Annotated in this window: 17 protein-coding genes; 13 read left to right on the top strand and 4 right to left on the bottom strand. The window is 36.5% G+C overall.

The annotated features are described in order from the left end of the window. Positions 1-135 precede the first annotated feature (135 nt). Entirely contained in the window at positions 136-2,841 is a 2,706-nt protein-coding gene (locus CLV33_RS10115) for a carboxypeptidase regulatory-like domain-containing protein (RefSeq protein ID WP_105473803.1), read from the top strand. A gap of 154 nt (positions 2,842-2,995) precedes the next feature. Here the strand turns inward: CLV33_RS10115 and metK are convergent, their stop codons facing one another. Beyond that, positions 2,996-4,249, bottom strand: a complete 1,254-nt coding sequence (gene metK / locus CLV33_RS10110; RefSeq protein ID WP_105473802.1) for a methionine adenosyltransferase — start codon at positions 4,247-4,249, stop codon at positions 2,996-2,998. Positions 4,250-4,875: 626 nt separating this feature from the next. Between metK and ilvD the strand changes: the two genes are divergently transcribed. The 7 genes from ilvD (at position 4,876) to CLV33_RS10075 (ending at position 14,246) form a co-directional block, all read left to right on the top strand. Then, a complete protein-coding gene (gene ilvD / locus CLV33_RS10105; protein ID WP_042241640.1) occupies positions 4,876-6,555 on the top strand; it encodes a dihydroxy-acid dehydratase in 1,680 nt (559 codons plus the stop codon). A 71-nt stretch (positions 6,556-6,626) separates the two neighbouring features. Next, positions 6,627-8,360: a biosynthetic-type acetolactate synthase large subunit gene (gene ilvB / locus CLV33_RS10100; RefSeq protein WP_105473801.1), complete on the top strand. Its 1,734-nt coding sequence runs from the start codon at positions 6,627-6,629 to the stop codon at positions 8,358-8,360. Positions 8,361-8,378: 18 nt separating this feature from the next. Further along, positions 8,379-8,912 carry an acetolactate synthase small subunit gene (gene ilvN, locus CLV33_RS10095; RefSeq protein WP_042241642.1) on the top strand — a complete coding sequence of 178 codons (534 nt, stop codon included), beginning with the start codon at positions 8,379-8,381 and terminating at the stop codon, positions 8,910-8,912. Positions 8,913-8,980: 68 nt separating this feature from the next. After that, positions 8,981-10,456 carry a ketol-acid reductoisomerase gene (gene ilvC / locus CLV33_RS10090; protein WP_105473800.1) on the top strand — a complete coding sequence of 492 codons (1,476 nt, stop codon included), beginning with the start codon at positions 8,981-8,983 and terminating at the stop codon, positions 10,454-10,456. Between the two features lie 252 nt (positions 10,457-10,708). Beyond that, positions 10,709-12,301, top strand: coding sequence for an NADP-dependent glyceraldehyde-3-phosphate dehydrogenase (locus CLV33_RS10085; RefSeq protein ID WP_105473799.1), 1,593 nt, complete (start codon positions 10,709-10,711; stop codon positions 12,299-12,301). Positions 12,302-12,392: 91 nt separating this feature from the next. After that, positions 12,393-12,908 (top strand): azurin, encoded by a 516-nt coding sequence (gene azu, locus CLV33_RS10080; RefSeq protein WP_105473798.1) that lies wholly within the window; start codon positions 12,393-12,395, stop codon positions 12,906-12,908. 99 nt (positions 12,909-13,007) lie between these two features. Beyond that, positions 13,008-14,246, top strand: coding sequence for an NAD(P)/FAD-dependent oxidoreductase (locus CLV33_RS10075; RefSeq protein WP_105473797.1), 1,239 nt, complete (start codon positions 13,008-13,010; stop codon positions 14,244-14,246). Positions 14,247-14,259: 13 nt separating this feature from the next. Here CLV33_RS10075 and CLV33_RS10070 read toward each other — a convergent pair whose 3' ends face one another. The 3 genes from CLV33_RS10070 to CLV33_RS10060 are packed head-to-tail and all read right to left on the bottom strand — an operon-like array spanning position 14,260 to position 17,364. Further along, positions 14,260-15,060, bottom strand: a complete 801-nt coding sequence (locus CLV33_RS10070; protein WP_105473796.1) for a 3-keto-disaccharide hydrolase — start codon at positions 15,058-15,060, stop codon at positions 14,260-14,262. A 10-nt stretch (positions 15,061-15,070) separates the two neighbouring features. After that, the gene (locus CLV33_RS10065) at positions 15,071-15,658 is read right to left on the bottom strand and encodes a gluconate 2-dehydrogenase subunit 3 family protein (RefSeq protein WP_105473795.1); all 588 of its coding nucleotides are present in this window, start codon (positions 15,656-15,658) and stop codon (positions 15,071-15,073) included. Continuing rightward, positions 15,655-17,364, bottom strand: a complete 1,710-nt coding sequence (locus CLV33_RS10060) for a GMC oxidoreductase (RefSeq protein ID WP_105473794.1) — start codon at positions 17,362-17,364, stop codon at positions 15,655-15,657. Before CLV33_RS10060 ends, CLV33_RS10065 begins: the two co-directional genes overlap by 4 nt. A gap of 212 nt (positions 17,365-17,576) precedes the next feature. Between CLV33_RS10060 and CLV33_RS10055 the strand changes: the two genes are divergently transcribed. From CLV33_RS10055 to CLV33_RS10035, 5 genes are all read left to right on the top strand, one after another. Continuing rightward, positions 17,577-18,545, top strand: coding sequence for a sugar phosphate isomerase/epimerase family protein (locus CLV33_RS10055; RefSeq protein WP_105473793.1), 969 nt, complete (start codon positions 17,577-17,579; stop codon positions 18,543-18,545). 25 nt (positions 18,546-18,570) lie between these two features. Then, the gene (locus tag CLV33_RS10050; RefSeq protein ID WP_105473792.1) at positions 18,571-19,743 is read left to right on the top strand and encodes an MFS transporter; all 1,173 of its coding nucleotides are present in this window, start codon (positions 18,571-18,573) and stop codon (positions 19,741-19,743) included. A gap of 6 nt (positions 19,744-19,749) precedes the next feature. Further along, positions 19,750-20,898 carry a Gfo/Idh/MocA family protein gene (locus CLV33_RS10045; protein ID WP_244906416.1) on the top strand — a complete coding sequence of 383 codons (1,149 nt, stop codon included), beginning with the start codon at positions 19,750-19,752 and terminating at the stop codon, positions 20,896-20,898. A 166-nt stretch (positions 20,899-21,064) separates the two neighbouring features. Next, positions 21,065-22,117 (top strand): sugar phosphate isomerase/epimerase family protein, encoded by a 1,053-nt coding sequence (locus CLV33_RS10040; RefSeq protein WP_105473790.1) that lies wholly within the window; start codon positions 21,065-21,067, stop codon positions 22,115-22,117. An 11-nt stretch (positions 22,118-22,128) separates the two neighbouring features. Further along, positions 22,129-22,932, top strand: a complete 804-nt coding sequence (locus tag CLV33_RS10035) for a 3-keto-disaccharide hydrolase (protein WP_105473789.1) — start codon at positions 22,129-22,131, stop codon at positions 22,930-22,932. Positions 22,933-23,163 lie beyond the last annotated feature (231 nt).

The following is a 23,163-nucleotide window of genomic DNA, read 5'->3' as shown; positions in this document are numbered from 1 at the left end:
TAATAACAGATAAAACCAATCTTAATATCATTCTTTCAGCATGTTTAAAATGAATGATTAAAAATCAATCGGTTTGTAGAGTGTATTTCATATAAATTGGAAATATAACATTCTAGCATCGAAAAAAATACACACATGAAACTAAAACTAACCCTAGTATTTACCTTATTAGCCACATTAGCATACGCACAAGTTAAACTGCAAGGTGTTGTTAAAGATAGCATTGGTGCACCCTTAGAATTGGCCAATGTAATGGCCATAAACCAAGAAACTAATACTATGGAGTCTTACGGTATTACCAATGAAAAAGGTAAATATGTGCTCTCTTTAAGCAAAAATGCCAAGTATAAATTACAGGTAAGCTATATTGGCATGAAAACTTTTGAAGAGATTATTGAAACCACAAGCGATAATATTGATAAGGATATTACCATGATAACCGATAATACTCTAGACACTGTAGAGCTTACCTATGAAATGCCCGTAACCATAAAAGGCGATACTTTAATATACAATGCCGATTCTTTTAAAAACGGTACAGAGCGTAAGCTTGAAGATGTTCTAGAAAAACTTCCCGGTGTAGAGGTCAATGATGACGGACAAATTGAAGTGGAAGGACAGCGGGTCTCTAAAATTATGGTAGATGGTAAAGATTTTTTTGATGGTGATACAAAACTGGCCACAAAAAACATACCTTCCAATGCAGTAGATAAGGTTCAGGTATTGAAAAATTATGCCGAAGTGGGACAACTAAGTGGTGTAACAAACAATCAAGATAATTACGCCATTAACATTAAATTAAAAGAGGGCAAAAAGAACTTTTGGTTTGGTAACGTTACCGTTGGTGGTGGTTCTTCTACTGAAAATGAATTGTACATTGTCCAACCCAAATTGTTTTATTACAGCCCAAAGTATAGCATAAATATTATAGGCGATTTAAACAATACAGGCGAACCTGCCTTAAATAGAAGGGATTTGCAAGGTTTTGGAGGAGGTTTTAGAAGCCCAAATCGCGATAGCGGTACAAGTTTAAGTTTGGGTAATAACAATTTAGGCTTTTTGGCTACCCAAAACGATAGGGCGCAAGATATAGAAAATAAGCTAGCGGCTAGTAATTTTAGCTACTCGCCAAATAAAGCTTTAGATATTAGTGGTTTTGGAATTTTTAATAGTAGCCGTATAGACCTTCGTCAAAAAAGCTCGGTAAAATATACCAATCCCAATTTGGGAATTCCTGATGAAGATACAGACCAAATGACAACACAACGCTCAGATATTGGTTTGTTAAAGTTGAGTGCTAGATATAAGCCAAATATTAATAATCAAATGGATTACGATGTGCTGGGGCGCATTACAAAAGAGTCTCAAGACCGTAGTTTGTTATCTTCGGTTCTTGGTGCTACCAACCAGTTGGAAGAGAATACACCATACAGCATCAATCAAAATTTAAACTACTATTATACATTAAACGAAACTAATATTTTCGCTTTAGAAGTACAACATTTATTACAAGACGAAGACCCTATTTATAATGCCATTTTAGAAGATAAAGCAAGCTACGAGAATGTGGCAGACAACTTGGGGTTAGATCCCGATCAGATAGGGTACAACATTAACCAGAACCGTCGTGTTAAATCAAATCAATTAGATTCAAGGTTAGATTACTGGAATATTTTAAACGATAAGAGTAACATCAATTTTACTTTAGGTGCAATTGTGAGCCGTCAAGATTTTAATTCAAATTTATTCCAAACTTTAGATGACGATTCTAGCTTAGATCCCATACCAAATTTCAATAATGGATTGGATACTAACGACACGCAATACAATTTTAGCGATTATTATTTGGGTGTAAAATACACTTTAAAATCGGGTATATTTACTTTTACGCCCGGGCTATCGGCACACGCCTACAGGTATGGTAATACGCAATTTGGAACTAATGTTCAAGATAATTTTTCTTTGGTACTGCCAAGTTTTGAAACCCGTATTCAGTTTAAAAAGAGCGAGAGTTTAACATTACGATACAGCATGCAAAACCAATTTACAGATGTTACACGATTGGCAAGCGGTATTGTGCTTAATAACTTTAACAGTATACAAATAGGGAATCCAGAATTACAAAATGCACTTACTAACAATATTAGTTTGTTCTACAGAAGTTTTAATCTGTTTAATTACACAAACGTTTTTGCATCAGTTACTTATAGTAACGCTATAGACCAAATACGTTCGCTGTCTAATTTTGAAAGTGTGGTGCGTACCAATACCTTTTTTAATTCTGGCTTTACAGACGAAAGTGTTACGGCCTTTGGGCGAGTACAGCGTACCTTTGGTAAAATTAGGGCTACGTTAAACACACGTTTTAACTATAGTAAGTTTAACCAATTTATACAAGGCGACCGCTCTGTTAACGAAAGTTTTCAGCAAACCTATACACCAGAATTACGAACTAATTTTAGAGAAGCGCCAAATGTTAGGGTAGCCTACCGGTATGCTGTAAACGATAACCAACAAGGGGGCAGAAGTACCAAGTTTACCACAAATGCACCATCAGTGCGGTTTGATGCCTACATCTGGAAGAAGTTTACATTCTTAACCGATTATTCGTATAACCGACAAAGCAACCCCAATGGTTCGCCACAGGAGTTTGAAATTTGGAATGCCTCGTTATCTTACAGAAAAGACAGAGATGCTAAATGGGAATACGAAATTAAAACCACCAACTTGTTAAATACCAAATCGCAAGTGCAAAATGGCAATAACAACGTTTCGGTTTTTGCTTCAGAATACTTTATACAACCTCGATTTGTAACGTTTAGGCTGCGGTATGAGATTTAGGGGGTGTGGTTGATGTTAAAATGAAGTTCCGTTTCGTTTCAATAGACTTTATTGATTGTCAAATGAAATTAGGAAAAAATTATTATAGAGATAAGTTTATAGCAAAAAAAAGACCACTTGCACAGTAGTCTTTTTTAGAATAGCATCAGTTGTTTTACAACCCAAAAACAGTCTTTACTTTATCTACATAATCTAGCTTTTCCCAAGTAAATAACTCTACATCTAGTGTTATACTTTCGCCATTAGGCTGCGTAAATGTTTTAGTAACTGTTCTGTTGGTACGCCCCATATGCCCGTAAGCAGCTGTTTCGCTATACATGGGCGCACGTAGTTTTAAGCGTTCTTCTATAGCATAAGGACGCATATCGAAAATTTCTTCCACTTTTTTGGCAATTTCCCCATCGCTTAAATTAATTTTAGATGTGCCATAAGTGTCTATAAAAATACCCATAGGTTCTACAACACCAATGGCGTAACTTACCTGTACCAAAACTTCATCGGCAACACCGGCAGCAACTAGGTTTTTGGCAATATGGCGTGTAGCATAAGCAGCACTTCTATCTACCTTACTAGGGTCTTTTCCAGAAAAAGCTCCACCACCATGCGCGCCTTTACCACCGTAAGTGTCTACTATAATTTTTCGTCCCGTTAAACCAGTATCGCCATGTGGGCCACCAATTACAAATTTTCCAGTTGGGTTAATATGGTAAGTAATGGCGTTGTTAAATAATTTTTTAATCTGTTCTGGTAATTTAGCAACCACACGCGGTATTAAAATCTCTACAATATCTTTTCTAATTTTTGCCAACATGGTATCATCATCGGCAAACTCATCGTGTTGTGTAGACACTACAATAGCATCAATGCGTTTTGGTACATTATCGTTACTATATTCTATGGTTACTTGACTTTTAGAGTCTGGCCTTAAATAGGTGATATCTTTATTTTCGCGCCTTAAAGCAGCAAGTTCTATTAGAATACGGTGCGACAAATCTAAAGCCAAAGGCATGTAGTTCTCGGTTTCGTTGGTGGCGTAACCAAACATCATCCCTTGGTCTCCAGCACCTTGGTCTTCCTTACTGCCACGATCTACACCTTGGTTAATGTCTTCAGATTGTTCGTGTATGGCAGAAAACACCCCACAGGAATTACCATCAAACATATATTCTCCTTTGGTATAGCCTATTTTGTTTATGGTATCTCTCGCAATTTTTTGAACGTCTAAATACGTGTTAGACTTAACCTCGCCGGCAAGTACCACTTGCCCTGTAGTAACAAGCGTTTCGCAAGCTACTTTAGAGTCAACATCAAAAGCTAAAAAATTATCAATTAAAGCATCACTTATTTGGTCTGCTACTTTATCTGGGTGGCCTTCAGAAACACTTTCCGAAGTAAATAAATATGGCATATTGTTATGTTTAAAAGGTAAGATTTGACGAGAAACGTCTCAGGAGTTTACACTGCCTTTAGCATTTTTAAATCCTAAACTTAGTTTAGGATCTCAATATCGATTTTTTTCGATGCTGAGAGAGGTTGCAATCAGTCAAATCTTTCCTCTACGATTTATAAAGCGCAAAAGTAAAAAAATAAAAGAAAACCGTATTGTAATTTTAAATATTTCATTCAAAAAATTGGCCAGCTTATTTTAATTGTAAATATTTGGTGTATTCAAACAAATAAGTAAGTTTTTAAGAGGTGTTTCTGTTGGTAATAGTATGATTGTTTTACGTTAACAGCAACTCTGTTTTAGCACTTAAAATTGTATTTATACTTTCCATTTAAAACCAAGAGATTTTTTTACGAGTTTTTTTTCATTTGAACGTCATAAAATATTTGTATTAAACATCTGAAATATAAGTATTTAGTTTAATAATTAGTGTAGTGAGTTTAACCCCTTTTTTTAAGGTAGAAGTACAAAAATGCCATAAAGAATTATTTTCGTTACTTGAAATTGAAGATTAGTATTAAATTTCTTAAAGTAGCCCAAGAGTTTTTAAGAAAATTAACCAAAAGCCAAAATTATTTTTATTAAAAATGAAAGAAATCAATAAATATAGTAAAAGACTAACGCAAGATGAATCTCAACCAGCATCGCAAGCCATGTTGTATGCAGCAGGTTTAACTGATGAAGATATGCAAAAAGCACAAGTGGGAATAGCCAGTACGGGTTACGATGGCAACCCATGTAACATGCATTTAAACGGATTGAAAGATGAGGTTAAAATAGAATGCAATATTGCTGGTTTAGTAGGGTTAGGGTTTAATACTATTGGTGTTAGTGACGGTATTTCTATGGGCACATCGGGTATGAATTATTCGTTAGTGTCGCGTGATATTATTGCCGATTCTATCGAAACTGTTATGAATGCACAAAGTTACGACGCATTAATTGCTATTGTGGGCTGCGATAAAAATATGCCAGGGTCAATAATTTCTATGTTGCGTTTAAACCGTCCGTCCATAATGATGTATGGTGGTTCTACTGCTTCTGGATCCTACAAAGGAAAAAAACTAAATATAGTATCGGCTTTCGAAGCCTTAGGCCAAAAGGTAGCAGGTGAAATTGATGAAGAGGAATATAAAGAAATTATAAAAAAGGCCATTCCTGGCGCAGGAGCTTGTGGCGGTATGTATACTGCAAATACTATGGCTTCGGCCATAGAGTGTATGGGGTTTGCATTACCTTATAACTCCTCTATTCCTGCAGAAAACCCAAATAAATTATCGGAAGCGGAGCGCTACGCAAGAGCAATTAAGCATTTATTGGAAATAGATTTAAAGCCTTTAGATATTATTTCTAAAAAATCTATTGAAAATGCTGTTACCTTAGTGAACGCCTTAGGCGGTTCTACAAACGCTGTTTTGCACTTTTTAGCTATAGCGCATGCTGCTGATATTGATTTTACCCTTGAGGATTTTCAACGTGTAAGCGATAAAACGCCCTTAATTGGCGATTTAAAACCAAGTGGGAAATACCTAATGGAAGATGTTCATGGTATTGGTGGCATTCCTGCAATTATGAAGTATTTATTAGAAAATGGGTATTTACATGGCGACTGTATAACGGTTACAGGAAAAACCTTAGCTGAAAATTTAGCCAATGTTGAAGCCATTGAGTTTGAAGAGCAAGATATTGTTTACCAAAAAGAAAACGCTTTAAAATCTTCTGGAAACCTACAAATTCTTTATGGAAATTTAGCCGAAGAAGGTGCTGTGGCAAAAATATCGGGTAATGAAGGTTTACTATTTGAAGGAAAAGCTGTTGTGTATGATGGCGAACAAGCGGCAAACACAGGAATATCTAATGGAGAAGTAGAACGGGGTGATGTAGTCGTCATTCGATACGTAGGTCCAAAAGGAGGTCCTGGTATGCCAGAAATGTTAAAGCCAACATCGTTAATTATGGGTGCAGGCTTAGGTAAATCTGTAGCTTTAATCACCGACGGACGTTTCTCTGGTGGAACCCACGGCTTTGTAGTTGGGCATATTACACCAGAAGCACAAACAGGAGGTGCCATTGGTTTGGTAAAAACTGGAGATAAAATAAGAATTAGTGCCGAAGACAACTCTATAAACGTGTTGATTTCTGAAGAGGAATTGGCTAAAAGAAAATCGGAATGGGTTGCTCCAGAATTAAAGCACAAAAAAGGAATATTATATAAGTATGCAAAGTCTGTAGCATCAGCCTCTAAAGGTTGTGTTACCGACTTGTAAAAATTTGTCATTCCCAATATGTGTTAATTTTTTAATGCACAAGGGAATCTCATTAATAGAAGGTGAGAATTATGAATACAGAAACAATAAAAAAAGAAGTAAACAAAGCGGTGAAAACAGAACGTATTTCTGGTAGCGAAGCTATTATAAGATGCCTAATTGCAGAAGGTGTAGATATACTTTATGGGTATCCAGGAGGTGCTATTATGCCTGTGTACGATGAGTTGTTTAAATACCGCGATAAAATTCACCATGTACTAACCCGCCATGAACAAGGCGCTGCCCATGCAGCACAAGGTTATGCAAGAATCTCAGGAAGAGTTGGTGTGGCTATGGCTACATCTGGTCCTGGAGCAACAAATTTAATTACTGGAATTGCCGATGCGCAAATAGATTCAACACCTATAGTTTGTATTACAGGGCAAGTGCCTTCCCATTTGTTAGGAACAGACGCGTTTCAGGAAACCGATATTGTTGGGATTTCTACACCGGTTACAAAATGGAATGTGCAGGTAACCAAAGCATCAGAAATTCCAGAAGCTATAGCCAAGGCATTTTATATTGCCAAAAGTGGACGACCAGGGCCTGTGCTTATCGATATAACTAAAGACGCCCAGTTTGAGGAATTCGATTTTAAATACGAAAAATGTACTGGCGTAAGAAGCTATAAGCCTATTCCCAAAACAGATATTAACCAAGTTAAAGCTGCTGCAGCATTAATAAATAATGCAAAAAAACCCCTAATTGTTTGGGGGCAAGGTGTAATTTTAGGAAAGGCCGAAGAAGAATTAAAGGCCGTTGTAGAAAAGTCTGGAGTGCCTGCTGCGTGGACAATTTTAGGGGCTTCCGCAATTCCAACATCACATCCTTTAAACGTAGGTATGGTAGGTATGCACGGTAATTATGCGCCAAATAAATTAACGAACGAGTGCGATGTGTTAATTGCCATAGGGATGCGTTTTGACGATCGTGTTACAGGGAGCTTAGATACCTATGCAAAACAAGCCAAAATTATTCATTTCGATATAGATCCTGCCGAGATTAATAAAAACGTAAAGGTACATATTGCTGTGTTGGGAGATTCTAAAGATAGTTTAGCAATGTTACTTTCAGAATTAAAAGAGAATTCCCATAAAGCATGGCACCAAGAGTTTAAAGATTTGTATGAGATTGAGTATAACGCCGTTATTAAAAACGATTTATTACCAGAAAAGGAAGGCTTAACCATGGGTGAGGTTTTAAAGGAAATAAACATTTACAGTAACGGGGATGCCGCAATAGTTTCCGATGTAGGGCAGCACCAAATGATTGCCTGTCGCTACGCCAAGTTTAACCAATCTAAAAGTAATATTACTTCTGGTGGTTTGGGCACTATGGGGTTTGCCCTACCAGCGGCCATTGGCGCTAAAATGGCAGAACCGCATCGCGAAGTGGTTGCTATTATTGGAGATGGCGGATACCAAATGAATATTCAGGAACTAGGTACTATTTTCCAACAAAAAGCAGCTGTAAAAATTGTGGTGTTGAATAATGAATTTTTAGGAATGGTACGACAATGGCAACAACTATTTTTTGACAAACGATATGCGTCTACCGAAATGACGAACCCAGATTTTGTAACCATTGCAAAGGGCTACAGTATTAATGGTAAGCGTGTAACTAAAAGAGAAGAATTGGCCGATGCTGTTAAGGAAATGATGGCATCTAAATCATCTTACTTTCTTGAAGTATGTGTCGAGAAAGAAGATAATGTTTTCCCCATGATTCCTTCAGGAGCGTCTGTTTCAGATATAAGATTAAGTTAGTATTTAATAAAATTAACAATGAGTCAAGAAGTAAAGACATTCACCATATCGGTTTATACCGAGAATAATATCGGTTTACTTAATCGTATTTCTGCTATTTTTCAGCGTAGGCATATTAACATAGAAAGTTTAACTACATCGCAATCTGAAATAAAGGACGTTAACCGTTTTGTAATCGTTGTAAAAATTACAGAAGAACAGGCCATAAAAGTTGTTGGCCAAATAGAAAAGCAAGTAGAGGCTATTCGCGCCTATTATCATACTAACGATGAAACTATTTTTACCGAATCTTGTATGTTTAAAATAAAATCAGATTTGCTTTTTGAAGAACCTCAAATTCAAAATATTATAAAAGATAGCGATTCTAGGATTGTTACCGTAAACAGGGAGTTTTTTGTACTAGAAAAATCTGGAAGACGTTTTGAAATTGAAGAATTAAGGGAAAAACTTGAAGTGTATGGTATTATGCAATTTGTGCGTTCTGGCCGCATTGCTGTTACTAAAGACGAGATGAAAGTATCAGAATTACTAGAAGAATTTAAAAATCAATAATAAACTTAAATTAAATAAAGCACCATACGTTTAAAGGTGCAACAAAGTATTAAATCAATAAACAAACAATGGAAAATTATTTTAACACACTTACATTAGCTGGGAAATTAAACCAATTGTCTAAATGTAGATTTATGGATGCCTCAGAATTTGCTGATGGCGTTAACGCATTAAAAGGCAAAAAAATAGTGATTGTAGGTTGCGGTGCTCAAGGCTTAAACCAAGGTTTAAATATGAGAGATTCTGGTTTAGATATTTCTTATACATTACGTGAAGCTGCTATTAAGGAGAAACGTGCATCGTACGTAAACGCAACCGAAAACGGTTTTAATGTAGGCACTTACGAAGAGTTAATTCCAACAGCCGATTTAGTGTTAAACCTTACTCCAGACAAACAGCATACCAACGTTGTTAATGCGGTGATGCCTTTAATGAAAAAAGGGGCTACATTATCTTATTCTCACGGATTTAATATTGTAGAAGAAGGTATGCAAGTGCGTAAAGACATTACAGTAATTATGTGTGCACCAAAATCTCCTGGATCTGAAGTACGAGAAGAGTACAAACGTGGGTTTGGTGTGCCAACACTTATTGCGGTACATCCAGAGAACGATCCAGAAGGTAAAGGGTTGGCGCAAGCTAAAGCTTATGCCGTTGCTACAGGTGGCGATAAGGCAGGTGTCTTAGAATCGTCTTTTGTGGCAGAGGTAAAATCAGACTTAATGGGTGAGCAAACCATTCTTTGTGGTTTGTTACAAACAGGATCTATTTTATGTTTCGATAAAATGGTAGAGCAAGGTATAGATCCAGCATATGCTTCAAAATTAATTCAATACGGTTGGGAAACTATTACTGAAGGTTTAAAATACGGAGGTATTACCAATATGATGGATAGGTTGTCTAATCCTGCAAAAATTAAGGCTTTTGAATTATCTGAAGAATTAAAAGATATTATGCGTCCGTTGTTCCAGAAACATATGGACGATATTATGGAAGGAAACTTTTCTAGCGGCATGATGGCAGATTGGGCAAATGATGATGCTAAACTATTAGGGTGGAGAGCAGAAACTGCCGAAACTGCATTTGAAAAAACACCTGCTGGTGATATGGAAATTAGCGAGCAGGAGTATTACGATAATGGTGTGTTAATGGTGGCTCTTGTTCGTGCTGGTGTAGAGTTAGCTTTTGAAGCAATGACGGAATCTGGAATTATAGATGAGTCTGCTTACTACGAATCGTTACACGAAACACCACTTATTGCAAATACTATAGCAAGAAAGAAGTTATACGAAATGAACCGTGTAATTTCTGATACTGCAGAATACGGGTGTTATTTATTCGACCACGCATGTAAGCCTTTATTAGCAGATTTTATGAAAACTGTTGATACAGATGTAATAGGAAAGCCTTTTGCAACCAATAATGGTGAAGGCGTAGATAATGCAAAGTTAATTGAAGTAAATGCTGCATTAAGAAATCATCCTGTTGAGAAAATAGGCGCTTTTTTAAGAGCGTCTATGACAGCTATGAAACCTATAGTTTAACCTTGGTAATAATAAAAAAGGAAATATTATAGTTTCTAAATATTAGTGATATTCAAGTAACTGCCGGTATGTTTTTAAACATATCGGCAGTTTATATTTGTAGGTTTATTAAAATAATTTTACGCAAACGATTTAGTGTTTTTTTAATGAAAAATCACTGTTAAATTTTAAGAATGAAACCGTTTTAGCTACTTTCATAAAAACAAGTTATCCTAAATATTGGGTATCTTAGCACGGTTAAAAAACAAAACAATGAGTAAAACAAAACTAGATATTCCAAAAGAATTTCAAATAGAAACCTTAACGCACCAAAACACATATTTGGTAGGCGGTGAATTAAAACAATGGAATGGAGATACAGCAGAAATTTATTCTACTATTTCTTCAACTAAAACCTATAAACCTACATTGTTAGGTACAATACCACAATTAGGTGAAACGGAAGCGTTAGAAGCTTTAGATTCTGCTGTGAGTGCCTATAATAATGGTCAAGGGCTCTGGCCAACAATGAAAGTAGCCGATAGAATTGCCTGTATGGAGAAGTTTGTAGGGCAAATGAAAACCAAGCGCGATGAAGTTGTAAAGTTGTTAATGTGGGAAATTGGTAAAAATCTTCCAGATTCTGAAAAAGAGTTTGATAGAACCATAGAGTACATTTACGATACTATTGAGGCTTACAAGGATATCGATAGAGATTCTGCAAGATTTGAAAAACACTCTGGAGTACATGCGCACATACGCAGAGGACCACTTGGTGTTGTACTATGCTTAGGGCCTTATAACTATCCTTTGAACGAAACATTTTGCTTGCTTATTCCTGCGTTAATTATGGGAAATACTACCATTTTTAAACCCGCAAAAATAGGAGTTTTGTTAATTTCACCATTATTGGAGGCATTTCAAAATAGTTTTCCAAAAGGTGTGGTGAATATTGTTTATGGTCGAGGACGCGTATTGGCAACCCCAATAATGAAATCTGGAAAAGTAGATGTATTGGCATTAATTGGTAACAGCACATCTGCAAATGCATTGCAAGGGCAACACCCTAAAGGGAATCGCCTGCGTATGGTACTAGGTTTAGAGGCTAAAAACCCTGCTATTGTATTACCCGATGCCGATTTAGATTTGGCGGTTGAAGAGTGTATTGCAGGAACCTTATCCTTTAATGGTCAACGTTGTACGGCACTAAAAGTGCTGTATGTGCATGAATCTATTGTTGAAGAATTTAACAGACGATTTGCTTACAAAGTAGACCATCTTAAATTTGGAAATCCATGGGATGATGGCGCAAAACTAACTCCGCTTCCAGAGTCTGATAAACCAGAATATATTCAGGGCTTAATTGATGATGCTACAGAAAAAGGGGCGAAAATTTTGAATAAAAAGGGAGGCGAAACCACCGATAACTTTATATTTCCAGCTGTATTGTTTCCTGTTAGTAAAGATATGCGTGTGTTTAAAGAAGAACAGTTTGGACCAGTAATTCCAGTTGTACCATTTTCAGATATAGACGAGCCGTTAGACGACATGGCAGCCTCTGATTATGGACAGCAAGTAAGTTTGTTTGGTAAAAACGTTACAACATTGTCGCCGCTAATTGATACATTGGTGAATTTAGTGTGTCGTGTAAACTTAAATAGCTCTTGCCAACGTGGTCCAGATGTGTATCCATTTACAGGGCGAAAAGATTCAGCTGTTGGTACATTAAGTGTTACAGATGCATTGCGTTCGTTTTCCATTAGAACCTTTGTGGCATCAAAAGACAACGACTATAATAATGCTATTTTAGAAGAGTTGTTAGACAAAAAAACATCTAATTTTATTAGTACAGACTATATATTGTAAATATTTAGTTAATTTTTTCATAAGGTGTAAAAACATAAAAACAATTCAAAGCGTAATATTTATCTTTGTAAAGAACAAAAAAATATTTGTAATGAAAACGATGAAATACCTTTTAACGGCAGTATTATCAGCAACACTTTTATTCAGTTGTGGAGGTGATAAGAAGAAAGAAGAAACAAAAGAAAAAATTAAACTTGGCACCAAAAAAGAAGAAACTAAAGTAGATAGTAATGTTGCCAATTTAGTAATCGCTGGTAACGACCAAATGAAGTTTGACAAAAAAGAACTTAAGGTTAAGGCTGGCCAAAAAGTAAAGTTAACATTACGACATACGGGTAAAATGGACGTAAATGTTATGGGGCATAATGTGGTGATATTAAAACAAGGTGTAGATGTGTCTGCTTTTGGTAACAAAGCCGCTACTGCTAGAGATAACGGCTACATTCCAGCAGATGCTGAAGATGATATTATAGCACATACCAAAGTTATTGGTGGCGGGCAAACCACATCAATAGAGTTTGATGCTCCTGCTCCTGGAACCTACGATTTTATTTGTAGTTTCCCAGGGCATTATGCGTTGATGAAAGGCAAATTTATTGTAGAGTAGCAATAAATAAAAAAATAAGACCTAAAAAGTGCTTTATCTTAACAATAAAGCACTTTTTAGTTTATAATACCTAGTTTTAGTTGTAGAAATCGAAAAAAAATGGACAAAAAAATTGTAATTGTAGGAGCAGGAGTTAGTGGCTTAATTGCGGCACAACAACTAGAAAAATACGGGTATAGCCCTGTAATTTACGAAGCGGATAAACGTGTAGGTGGACGAGTACAGTCTGATGAGGTAGAGGGCTATGTTTTAGATAGGGGGTTTCAAGTGCTACTCAGTGCATACCCTATGGCAAAACAGTATTTAGATTATAAAACTCTAAATATTAAATCTTTTGTATCAGGATCGTATATTTTCAAAAATGGAGAACAGTTATGTATTGGCGATCCGTTAAGAGACATATCGCTTTTATGGCCAACAATTTTTTCTAAAGTAGGTTTATTTTCAGATAAATTAAAAGTATTTAAGCTTAGGCAAATACTAAAGAAAAAAACTATAGATGCTATTTTTAAAGATGAAGAAGTAACTACACTACAATATTTACAACGCTTTGGCTTTTCAGAGGCTATTATAAATAGTTTTTTTAAACCATTTTTTACAGGAATTTTTCTTGAAACGGAATTAAGAACATCTTCACGAATGTTTGAGTTTATTTTCAAAATGTTTGGGGAAGGTGAAGCAGTAATTCCTAAAAAGGGTATTCAGGAAATTCCTAATCAACTACTTTCTAAACTAAAGCAAACAGATGTAAAGTATCAACAGGAAGTTGAAACCATTAAGGAGCATACTCTTGTTTTTAAAGACGCATCAAAAGTAACATTCGATTATTGCATCGTTGCCACAGAAGCCTCGGGCATCATACCAAATATGGCTAATGCTGTAAATGGATGGAAAAGTACACAAACGTTATATTTTGAAGTAGATGCTTCTATGGTATTTAAAAAACATATGATAGGGTTGCTTGCAGCTACAGATGATGTGTTAGTAAACTCTATTTCATTTCCTCATACTAAAAATACGCCTAATAAACTACTATCGGTAAGTGTTGTAAAACAGCATAGTTTTAATGAGTTTGAACTTATAAAACGTATTGCGGAAGAATTGAAAAGCTATTTTAACATTACAATAATAAAGCACCTAAAAACATATAATATAAAAAAGGCATTGCCAAATTTAGATACTGTTGCTTATAGTGTGTACCCATCAGAAACACAATTAACAAATTCAATTTATTTAGCAGGCGATACGTTGCTTAATGGTTCGTTAAATGCTGCCATGGTTTCGGGTGAATTAGCAGCAAAAGCCATACACGAAAAAATAACTGGTTACGTAGAATAATAATGTAAAGTTTTTACAACTCTAAGAGTTCAATATTTTTAAATTCTATAGGATGACTTTCGCTTTGTAATGAAATATAGCCACCTTTTAAAGGTTGGTTTTCCTTTAATTTCCATATATCTTGATTGTAATTTACAGCGCCGCCAATATGGGGTTTTGTATAGCTTAAAACGTTCTCCCCGTTAATAAAGTGTTTTATTATAGAATCGTTTCTAACTTCAATTTCTAAGTTAACCCACTGCTCTCCATGAAACGTTTTTGATGATGACTGTATGATGTGCTCTGTTACCAAAGAATCCTTGTAAAACACATGCGTCCCTGGAGTACATAAATTTCCTGTTGAACGCGCGTCGGTATCATTGCCGCCCAAAAGTTGTACTTCAATTGATACAGGGAAATTTTGTTGTAACCCCATGTTTTTAGGGTCTTCACAATGAATCATAACACCACTGTTTTTAAAAGCCCAGGGCTTTCCACCTAAAACCTGTTCGCCTGTAAACCGATAATCCATTCTAAACTTGTAATTGCTGTAGGGCTTTTTGTAGAAAAGATGTCCGAAAGCGTTGTTAAAAGAATCATAGTTTTTATAGCTCACTTTCAATACATCATCTTCAACTATAAACGTATTTTTGTAATTATCACCAAGCTTATGTCCATTGATTTTTGGAGTCCAACCTTCTAAATTTTTTCCATTAAACAGTTTTATCCATGTCTCTTTTTTAGTAGGCTCTATGCTATTTTCTTTGTTCTCTTTGCAGCAATAAAAAGTGAAAAGTAATACTGTGATGGCTAAAATTTGGTTTAAATTTTTCATAGAATAATTTTTATAAAGACCAAGCTTTTCCACCTGTAGCTTCGTTAACTGAGATACATCCTTTTTGAATAGCGGGAACAGGATCGTAGGCTAAAACATTTTTGCCAATAGTTTCGCTTGTTGTAAATGCCCATACAGCTTGGTTTCTTAAATTTTGTAACGCTCTATAAGTAAGGTTTTTGTCTTTTCTATATTGTGCTGCTTCAGTTTTGCTAGGTTTTAAATAAGTATTTAATAATGTTGTGTAATCTTCAGTTTTTAAGGCTTCAGCACCTAATTCGGTAATAGGTAGTTCGTTAAGAATACTATCAATCTCTGCTTTATATGTTTTTTGGCGTTTATCATCGTAGGCTTTAAAGGCATAAAGGTCTAGAAATTCAGGAACATTAACGTCTAAAGCTCCTGGGCTTGTTTCAGTTTTTGGCAATATTAAGTTTACAAGTTCTTTAATTACGATACTTTCGTTTTTAGAAAAGAACACGGGAGTCCACGTTTTAACTTCGCTTGTACAACTTTGTAGAATGCTTAACGCACTAGGGGCAATGGCAGTGTATCCTAGGGTTAAGCCAATATTTTTTAATGCTTCTCTACGTTTCATGATTGTGCTGCTTTAAATTGTTTTACTGCATGGTTTGCTGCTCTTGCAGTTAATGCCATATAGGTTAAAGATGGATTTTGGCATCCTGCTGATGTCATGCAGGCGCCATCTGTAACATAAACGTTTGGTACACTATGAATTTGATTGTATTTATTTAAAACCGAAGTTTTAGGGTCTCGCCCCATTCTTGCAGTTCCCATTTCGTGTATGCCAATGCCAGGTGCGGCGGGTCTATCAAAGGTTTTAATATCTTTAAACCCTGCTTTTTCAAGCATAACCACAGCTTGGTTTATAATGTCTTTTCGCATATTAAATTCATTCTCTTTCCATTCAGCATCAAATGTTATGGTAGGCAACCCCCATTCGTCTAGCTTTTCGTAGTTTAAAGTCATTTTATTATCATGGTAAGGTAGGCACTCTCCAAAACCGCCAAGGTGCATGCGCCAAGGTCCTGGCTCTAATAGTTTTTCTTTAAATTCTGCACCATAACCAAGTTCAGCAACATGCTCTGAAATGCCGTGTCTGCCTGCGCCTCCTTGATAACCGTAACCTCTTAAGAAGTCCTTTTGTTCGCTTTTTTTATCGCCCAAGTTTCTAAAACGAGGAATGTAAATGCCATTGGGTCGTCTTCCTTTATAGTATTTATCCTCGTAGCCATCTATAGTGCCTGAAGCGCCAGAACCTAAATGGTGATCCATAATGTTGTGCCCTAACTCTCCAGAGTCATTGCCTAAGCCATTGGGAAATCTTTCTGATTTTGACTGCATTAAAATAGCAGCAGAAGCCATTGCAGAAGCGCAACAAAAAATAATATCTGCCTCAAACTCTAACTTTTCTTTAGTTTCAGCATCAATTATTTTTACACCAGTAGCTTTTTTTTGGTTAGCATCGTAAACAATTTCGTAAGCTATAGAATGCGGTCTTAACGTCATATTTCCAGTGCGTTCAGCAGCGGGTATTGTACTAGAGTTGCTGCTAAAATAACCGCCATATGGGCATCCGCGCCTGCATCTGTTTCTATATTGGCATTTGCCACGACCTTCGTGGGGCGTATCTCCAGTTATATGTGCTACTCTTCCAATAGTTAAAACGCGTCCTTGGTTTTTGGCAAGTTGTTCTTTAAGGTGTTCCTCAACACAATTTAATTCCATAGGTGGCTCGAAAATACTGTCGGGTAATTGAGGTAAACCTAATGCTTCACCACTAATACCAACGTGTTTTTCCACATAGCTATACCAAGGCGCAATATCTTTATAGCGAATAGGCCAATCTACACCATAGCCATCTTTTTTATTGGCTTCAAAATCTAAATCGCTAAGCCTGTAGCTTTGTCTGCCCCACATAATAGAACGCCCACCAACATGATAGCCGCGTATCCAGTCAAAGCGTTTTTTTTCATTATAAGGGTGTTCAAAATCATCTACAAACCAATGTCTGGAATCTTGTTTAACAACATAACCTGTTCTAGCTTGTTTATATTGTCTAGCTTTTTGTTCTGTGGTAGGATCGCCTCTAAATTCCATATCCCATGGGTCTAAGTTCATAGTGGGGTAATCATCTATATGCTTAACTGGTCTACCTCGTTCTAGGACCAATGTTTTAAGTCCGTTTTCGCAAAGTTCTTTAGCTGCCCATCCTCCGGAAATCCCTGTGCCAATAACTATGGCATCATACTTAGAGGTTTCCGATTTTAATTTATTGTCCATATTCGTTGCTACACAATTAAAATGATAATTTAGTAATATTTGAGTGATTTTTTAATAAAAAAGCAATATTGCTCATAAAAATATTAATATAAATTTAAAATTAACTATTTTGTGTTGCTTTATTGTTAAAATGATTTTCAATTAAAGAATAGCAAAAAGGATTTTAGTTAAATGTTTTAAAGCAACTTTATGATAATTAATATACCAGTTATATGAAACGAAGAGATTTTATTGTAAAAGCCTCCCAATCGGGTATCGTATTATCCACTCTTGGTTTGTATGCGTGTAAGAATTCAAAAGAAAAACGTATAATCTTAAAAGAAGAAAACCAGGCATCTTTAAAAAAGAACGATTTATTTTTTAAAATTTCTTTAGCGCAATGGTCATTACATCGGGCTTTATTTGATAAGAAGATGGATGCTCTTGATTTTGCAGCAAAATCGAGGAGTTTTGGATGTGAAGGTTTGGAATATGTGAATGCTTTTTTTAAAGATAAGGCAACAGATAAGGCTTATTTAAAAGAGATGAATACTCGTGCAAATGCTGAAGGTCAGCAAAATGTGTTAATTATGGTTGATGGCGAAGGGGCATTGGCCCATGCAGATACAAAAACAAGATTGCAGGCCATTAAAAATCATCATAAATGGGTAGATGCGGCTCACTTTTTAGGCTGTCATGCTATTCGTGTTAATTTAGCGGGAGGTGTTGATAAAACAGATGCTGCCAAAGCAGCGGTAGACTCTTTAGAACAGTTGTCGGAGTATGCTAAAGGCGCTAACATAAATATTTTAGTTGAAAATCATGGGGGCTTTTCTTCAAATGGTGAATGGATGTTTAAAGTATTCTCAAAGGTAAAGCAAGACAATTGTGGCACTTTGCCAGATTTTGGTAATTTTTGTATTACGAAAGATGAAGCGCGCAACTGTCTAGAAGCTTACAATAGGTATAAGGGTATGGAAGAATTATTGCCGTTTGCTAAAGCAGTAAGCGCAAAATCTTATGCGTTTGATGATAAAGGCAACGAAACTACAATAGATTACCACAGGATGATGAAAATGGTAAAGGATGCAAATTACAAAGGTTTCGTAGGTATTGAGTTTGAAGGCACTAAGGTTTCTGAAGATAGGGGTATTGCACTAACGCGAGATTTATTAATAAAAGTAGGCAAACAACTGTCTTAAAAAAACCAGACCAAACTAAACGCATATGAAAAACATTAATAAGAATAGATTGTTTATAGCCAGCTGTTTAGCGTTAATTACAACAGCAATGACATTTGCTATTCGCGCAAGACTAGAAACTGTTTTTGGTCCAGAAGGTATAGGGCTTACCCTAGAGCAAATAGGTTATGCCTTTGCGCCGGCCTTTTTTGGATTTACAATAGCCATGATTATTGGTGGGCCTTTAGTAGATTTATTAGGTATAAAAAAAATAACGTGGATGGCATTTTTAACACATGCTGTTGGTATTGTTTTAACACTTTTAGCAGATTCTATGACGTCTTTATTTATAGCCACTTTGTTCATAGGAATTGGTAATGGATTTGTTGAAGCAGCATTAAACCCCATGGTAGCATCTATGTATCCTGAGCAAAAAACTAAAATGTTAAATAGGTTTCATGTATGGTTTCCGGGGGGCATTGTAATCGGAGCGATTTTAGGTTGGCTAATCATGGATGTTTTGGGCCTAAGTTGGCAAGTTATGGTAGGTGCGTTATTCATTCCGTTGGTTATTTATGGAGTGTTGTTTTTTGGTCAAAAAATTCCTGTTACCGAACGAGTTCAGTTAGGAATTAGTAACCAAAAAATGTTTTCAAGTGTATTAAAACCATTATTTTTATTCATGGTGGCGTGTATGTTTTTAACCGCAGCATCAGAACTTGGTACAACACAGCGTATAGAGTCGTTATTAAAAGAGTCGGTTGCTAAACCTTTATTGGTATTGGCGTTTATTAATGGTATTATGGCGTTGGGGCGTTTGTTTGCAGGTCAGGTTGTACATAAATTGAGTCCTTCGGGAATGTTGTTATATTCAGCAATATTCACTTTTATTGGATTGTGGTTATTAACCGTAACTAGTGGCGGAATGACGTTTTTTGCGGCTGCAGTATTTGCGGTAGGCGTTACATTTTTCTGGCCAACAATGCTTGGTTTTGTGGCAGAGTATTTACCAGAAACAGGTGCTTTAGGACTTTCTATTATGGGAGGAGCAGGCATGTTTTCAGTATCAATCGTCTTACCTGTAATGGGTAATTTAATGGATAATGCAAGTGCTGCGGAAGCGCTACGAACCATGTCTATTTTACCTGCGATACTTATCGTAGCATTTTTAGGATTGCATATGTATATGAAAAAAAGACAGAAAACTTTTGAAGTTTAAATAGTTATGAGTAGAAAATTAAGAATGGGAATGGTTGGTGGCGGCACTGGTTCGTTCATTGGCGATGTACACAGAAAAGCGGCTGCAATAGACGGTATGATTGAGTTGGTTTGTGGCGCGTTTAGTAGTACTGCAGAAAAATCGATTGCATCAGGATTGGCTTTAAACTTAGAGAAAAGTAGATGCTACGGTACGTTTGAAGAAATGATTGAAAAAGAAAAAGCATTACCAGAAGCTACTAGAATGGATTTTGTCGCCATAGTAACACCAAACCATATGCACTTTCCACCTGCTAAAATGGCTTTGGAGAACGGGTTTCACGTGGTGTGCGATAAACCCGTAACACTTACTTTAGAAGAAGCTGAGGAATTACAAAAAGTGATTGCCAAAAGCGGAAAATTATTTGCATTAACCCATAATTACACAGGTAATTCTATGGTAAAACAAGCCAGAGCTATGGTGGCTAAAGGTGAGTTGGGGACTATAAGGAAAATACAAGCACAGTATTTACAAGGGTGGTTATCTACATCTTTGGAAAAAACCGATCAAAAACAAGCTGCTTGGAGAGTAGATCCAAAAAAATCGGGAATAGGTGGTGCTTTGGGCGATATTGGTACACATGCCGAAAATTTAATTGAATACATTACAGGATTAAAAATTGAAGAAATTGCAGCCGATTTAGGACGGTTTGGTGAAGGACGTGTTTTAGATGATGATGGTAACATGCTAATACGTATGGAAAATGGGGCAAAGGGTACAATTTCTATTTCACAAATTGCTTTAGGAGAAGAAAATAACCTAGGCATTAAGGTGTATGGCACTAAAGGCAGTTTGGAATGGTATCAAGAAAACCCCAATGAATTAATTACAAGATGGTTAGAAGAGCCTAAGAAAATCTACACACCAAACGGCAACGGACTGCATGAGGAAGCTTTGGAAGTAAGTAGAATTCCTGCTGGACATCCAGAAGGGTATCTGGAAGCGTTTGCTACCATTTACAAGAATTTTGCAACACATGTGAATGCGGTTAATCATGGACAGTCTATTAATAAACCAGATTATCCTACTATTGAAGATGGTGTGCGTGGTATGAAATTTATTTATGCCGCTGTGGAAAGTGACAGGAATAATGCGGCTTGGACGAAAATAAACTAGGTTAAAAACTAAAGTTGGCGGATATACCCGCGTTAGGGATTGAACGGCTTGTTTGAAATCCCCGACGCAGGAGGGATTGAGTAGTGAAAGCCCGACCCTTGTGGTAACGCAAAAAAAATAAATATTAACTAATAAAATTCCTCCCTCTTGGGGAGGTTTGGAGGGAATGAAAACATTAAAAGGACCAGCGGTTTTTTTAGCGCAATTTGCAGGAACCGAAGCACCGTTTAATTCGTTGGAGGGTATGTGTAAATGGGCTTCAGATTTGGGTTATAAAGGCATACAAATCCCAACGTGGGAATGCAATTTAATTGATATAGATAAAGCGGCTGAAAGTCAAGTATATTGCGATGAATTGAAAGGAAAAGTAAATTCATACGGATTAGAAATAACCGAATTGTCAACCCATTTACAAGGGCAGTTGGTAGCGGTAAATCCTGCCTATGATACCATGTTTGATGGGTTTGCGCCAGAAGCCGTAAGAGGCAACCCAAAAGCCAGAACCGAATGGGCAATAGATTTTGTGAAGAAATCGGGTACTGCGAGCGCACGTTTAGGGTTAAATGCGCATGCTACATTTTCGGGAGCATTAATGTGGCACACTGTATATCCGTGGCCACAGCGCCCCAACGGTTTGGTGGATATGGGATTTGCGGCATTGGCAAAACGTTGGCTACCAATTTTAAATCATTTTGATGAACAGGGTGTAGATGTGTGTTATGAATTGCACCCTGGAGAGGATTTGCACGATGGCATTTCGTATGAGCGTTTTCTGGAAGCTACGGGAAACCATGCTCGTGCCAATTTATTGTACGACCCCAGCCATTTTGTGCTACAACAGTTAGATTATTTGGCTTTTATAGATATTTATCATGAGCGTATTCGCGCGTTTCATGTAAAGGATGCGGAGTTTAACCCAACTGGTAAACAAGGGGTTTATGGAGGTTATACTGATTGGAAAGACCGCGCAGGACGTTTCCGTTCATTAGGTGACGGTCAGGTAGATTTCAGTGGAATTTTTTCAAAATTAACTACATACGGATTGGATTTATGGGCAGTTATGGAATGGGAGTGCTGTATAAAATCTTCAGAACAAGGCGCAAAAGAAGGTGCGCCATTTATTAAAAAACATATTATTGAAGCTGCCACACGTAGTTTTGATGATTTTGCGGGTGGTGCTATTGATGAAGATTATTTGAAGCGTATTTTGGGCATTTAAACTAAATAAGTATGAAAAGAGTTTTAGTAGTGTTTATGGGGCTTTTGCTTTTACATTGTAAGCAAGAACAAAAAGAGCCTAAAGCAGTTTTAAAAGAGGAAATTATAGAAGAGTTAGTAGAGCCCGTAAAACCCGAAGACACCGAATTTTACTCACCAGTACCACCAACAGTACATCCAACTGGACAGAACGGCGCACCAAGTGATGCTATTGTGTTGTTTGATGGGAGTAATTTGGATGCATGGGCACCTGTTAATTATGATGGCGCGGTGACTTGGATTTTAGACAAAAATGATAAAAGTATGATTGTACATAGAACAAACGATACCTTGAATGCAACCATAAAATCTAAAAGGAAATTTGGATCTGTGCAGTTGCATCTGGAATGGAAATCTCCAAAGCACATTAAGGGCGATGGCCAAAACAGGGGCAATAGTGGTGTGTTTCTTCAAGAGCGTTACGAGGTACAAATTTTAGATAACAACAATAATGATACTTATGTAAATGGGCAAGTAGGATCTGTGTACAAACAGTCGGTGCCTTTGGCGAAAGCCTCTGTACCAACAGGGCAATGGAATAGTTATGATATTATTTACCACGCGCCTGAGTTCAATCAAGAGGGCGAAAAAACAAAGGCTGCAACCATAACCGTATTGCATAATGGTGTTTTGATACAAGACCATTTTGAAATAAAAGGCACTACCGAATATATTGGTTGGCCTAAAAATAAACCTCATGGAGACGGGTCAATAATTCTACAAGACCATGGCAGCCCAGTAAGTTATAGAAATATTTGGGTTAGGGAGTTAAATTAATATCATATCCATCTATTTAAGCTGTGTTGTGTTTAGTGTGCATTTTTTATAGCAAAACCCTCGATTTTTAAATTTTCTAAAACAAAATCTTAAAAAAAAAGAGATTTATATAATTTTTATCAAAAACCACATCATTTATAGGCTTTTATAAAATTAAAGTCTTAGTTTTACTTCATGAAAAATTTAAAAAATAAAATACGTTGTACTACTCCCGGTTTGCCCACGCGCAGT

The organism is Jejuia pallidilutea (assembly GCF_002973595.1).
Lineage (GTDB): Bacteria > Bacteroidota > Bacteroidia > Flavobacteriales > Flavobacteriaceae > Jejuia > Jejuia pallidilutea.
The sequence above is the reverse complement of the archived record's forward strand: the minus strand, read 5'-3'. Positions and strand labels throughout refer to the sequence as shown.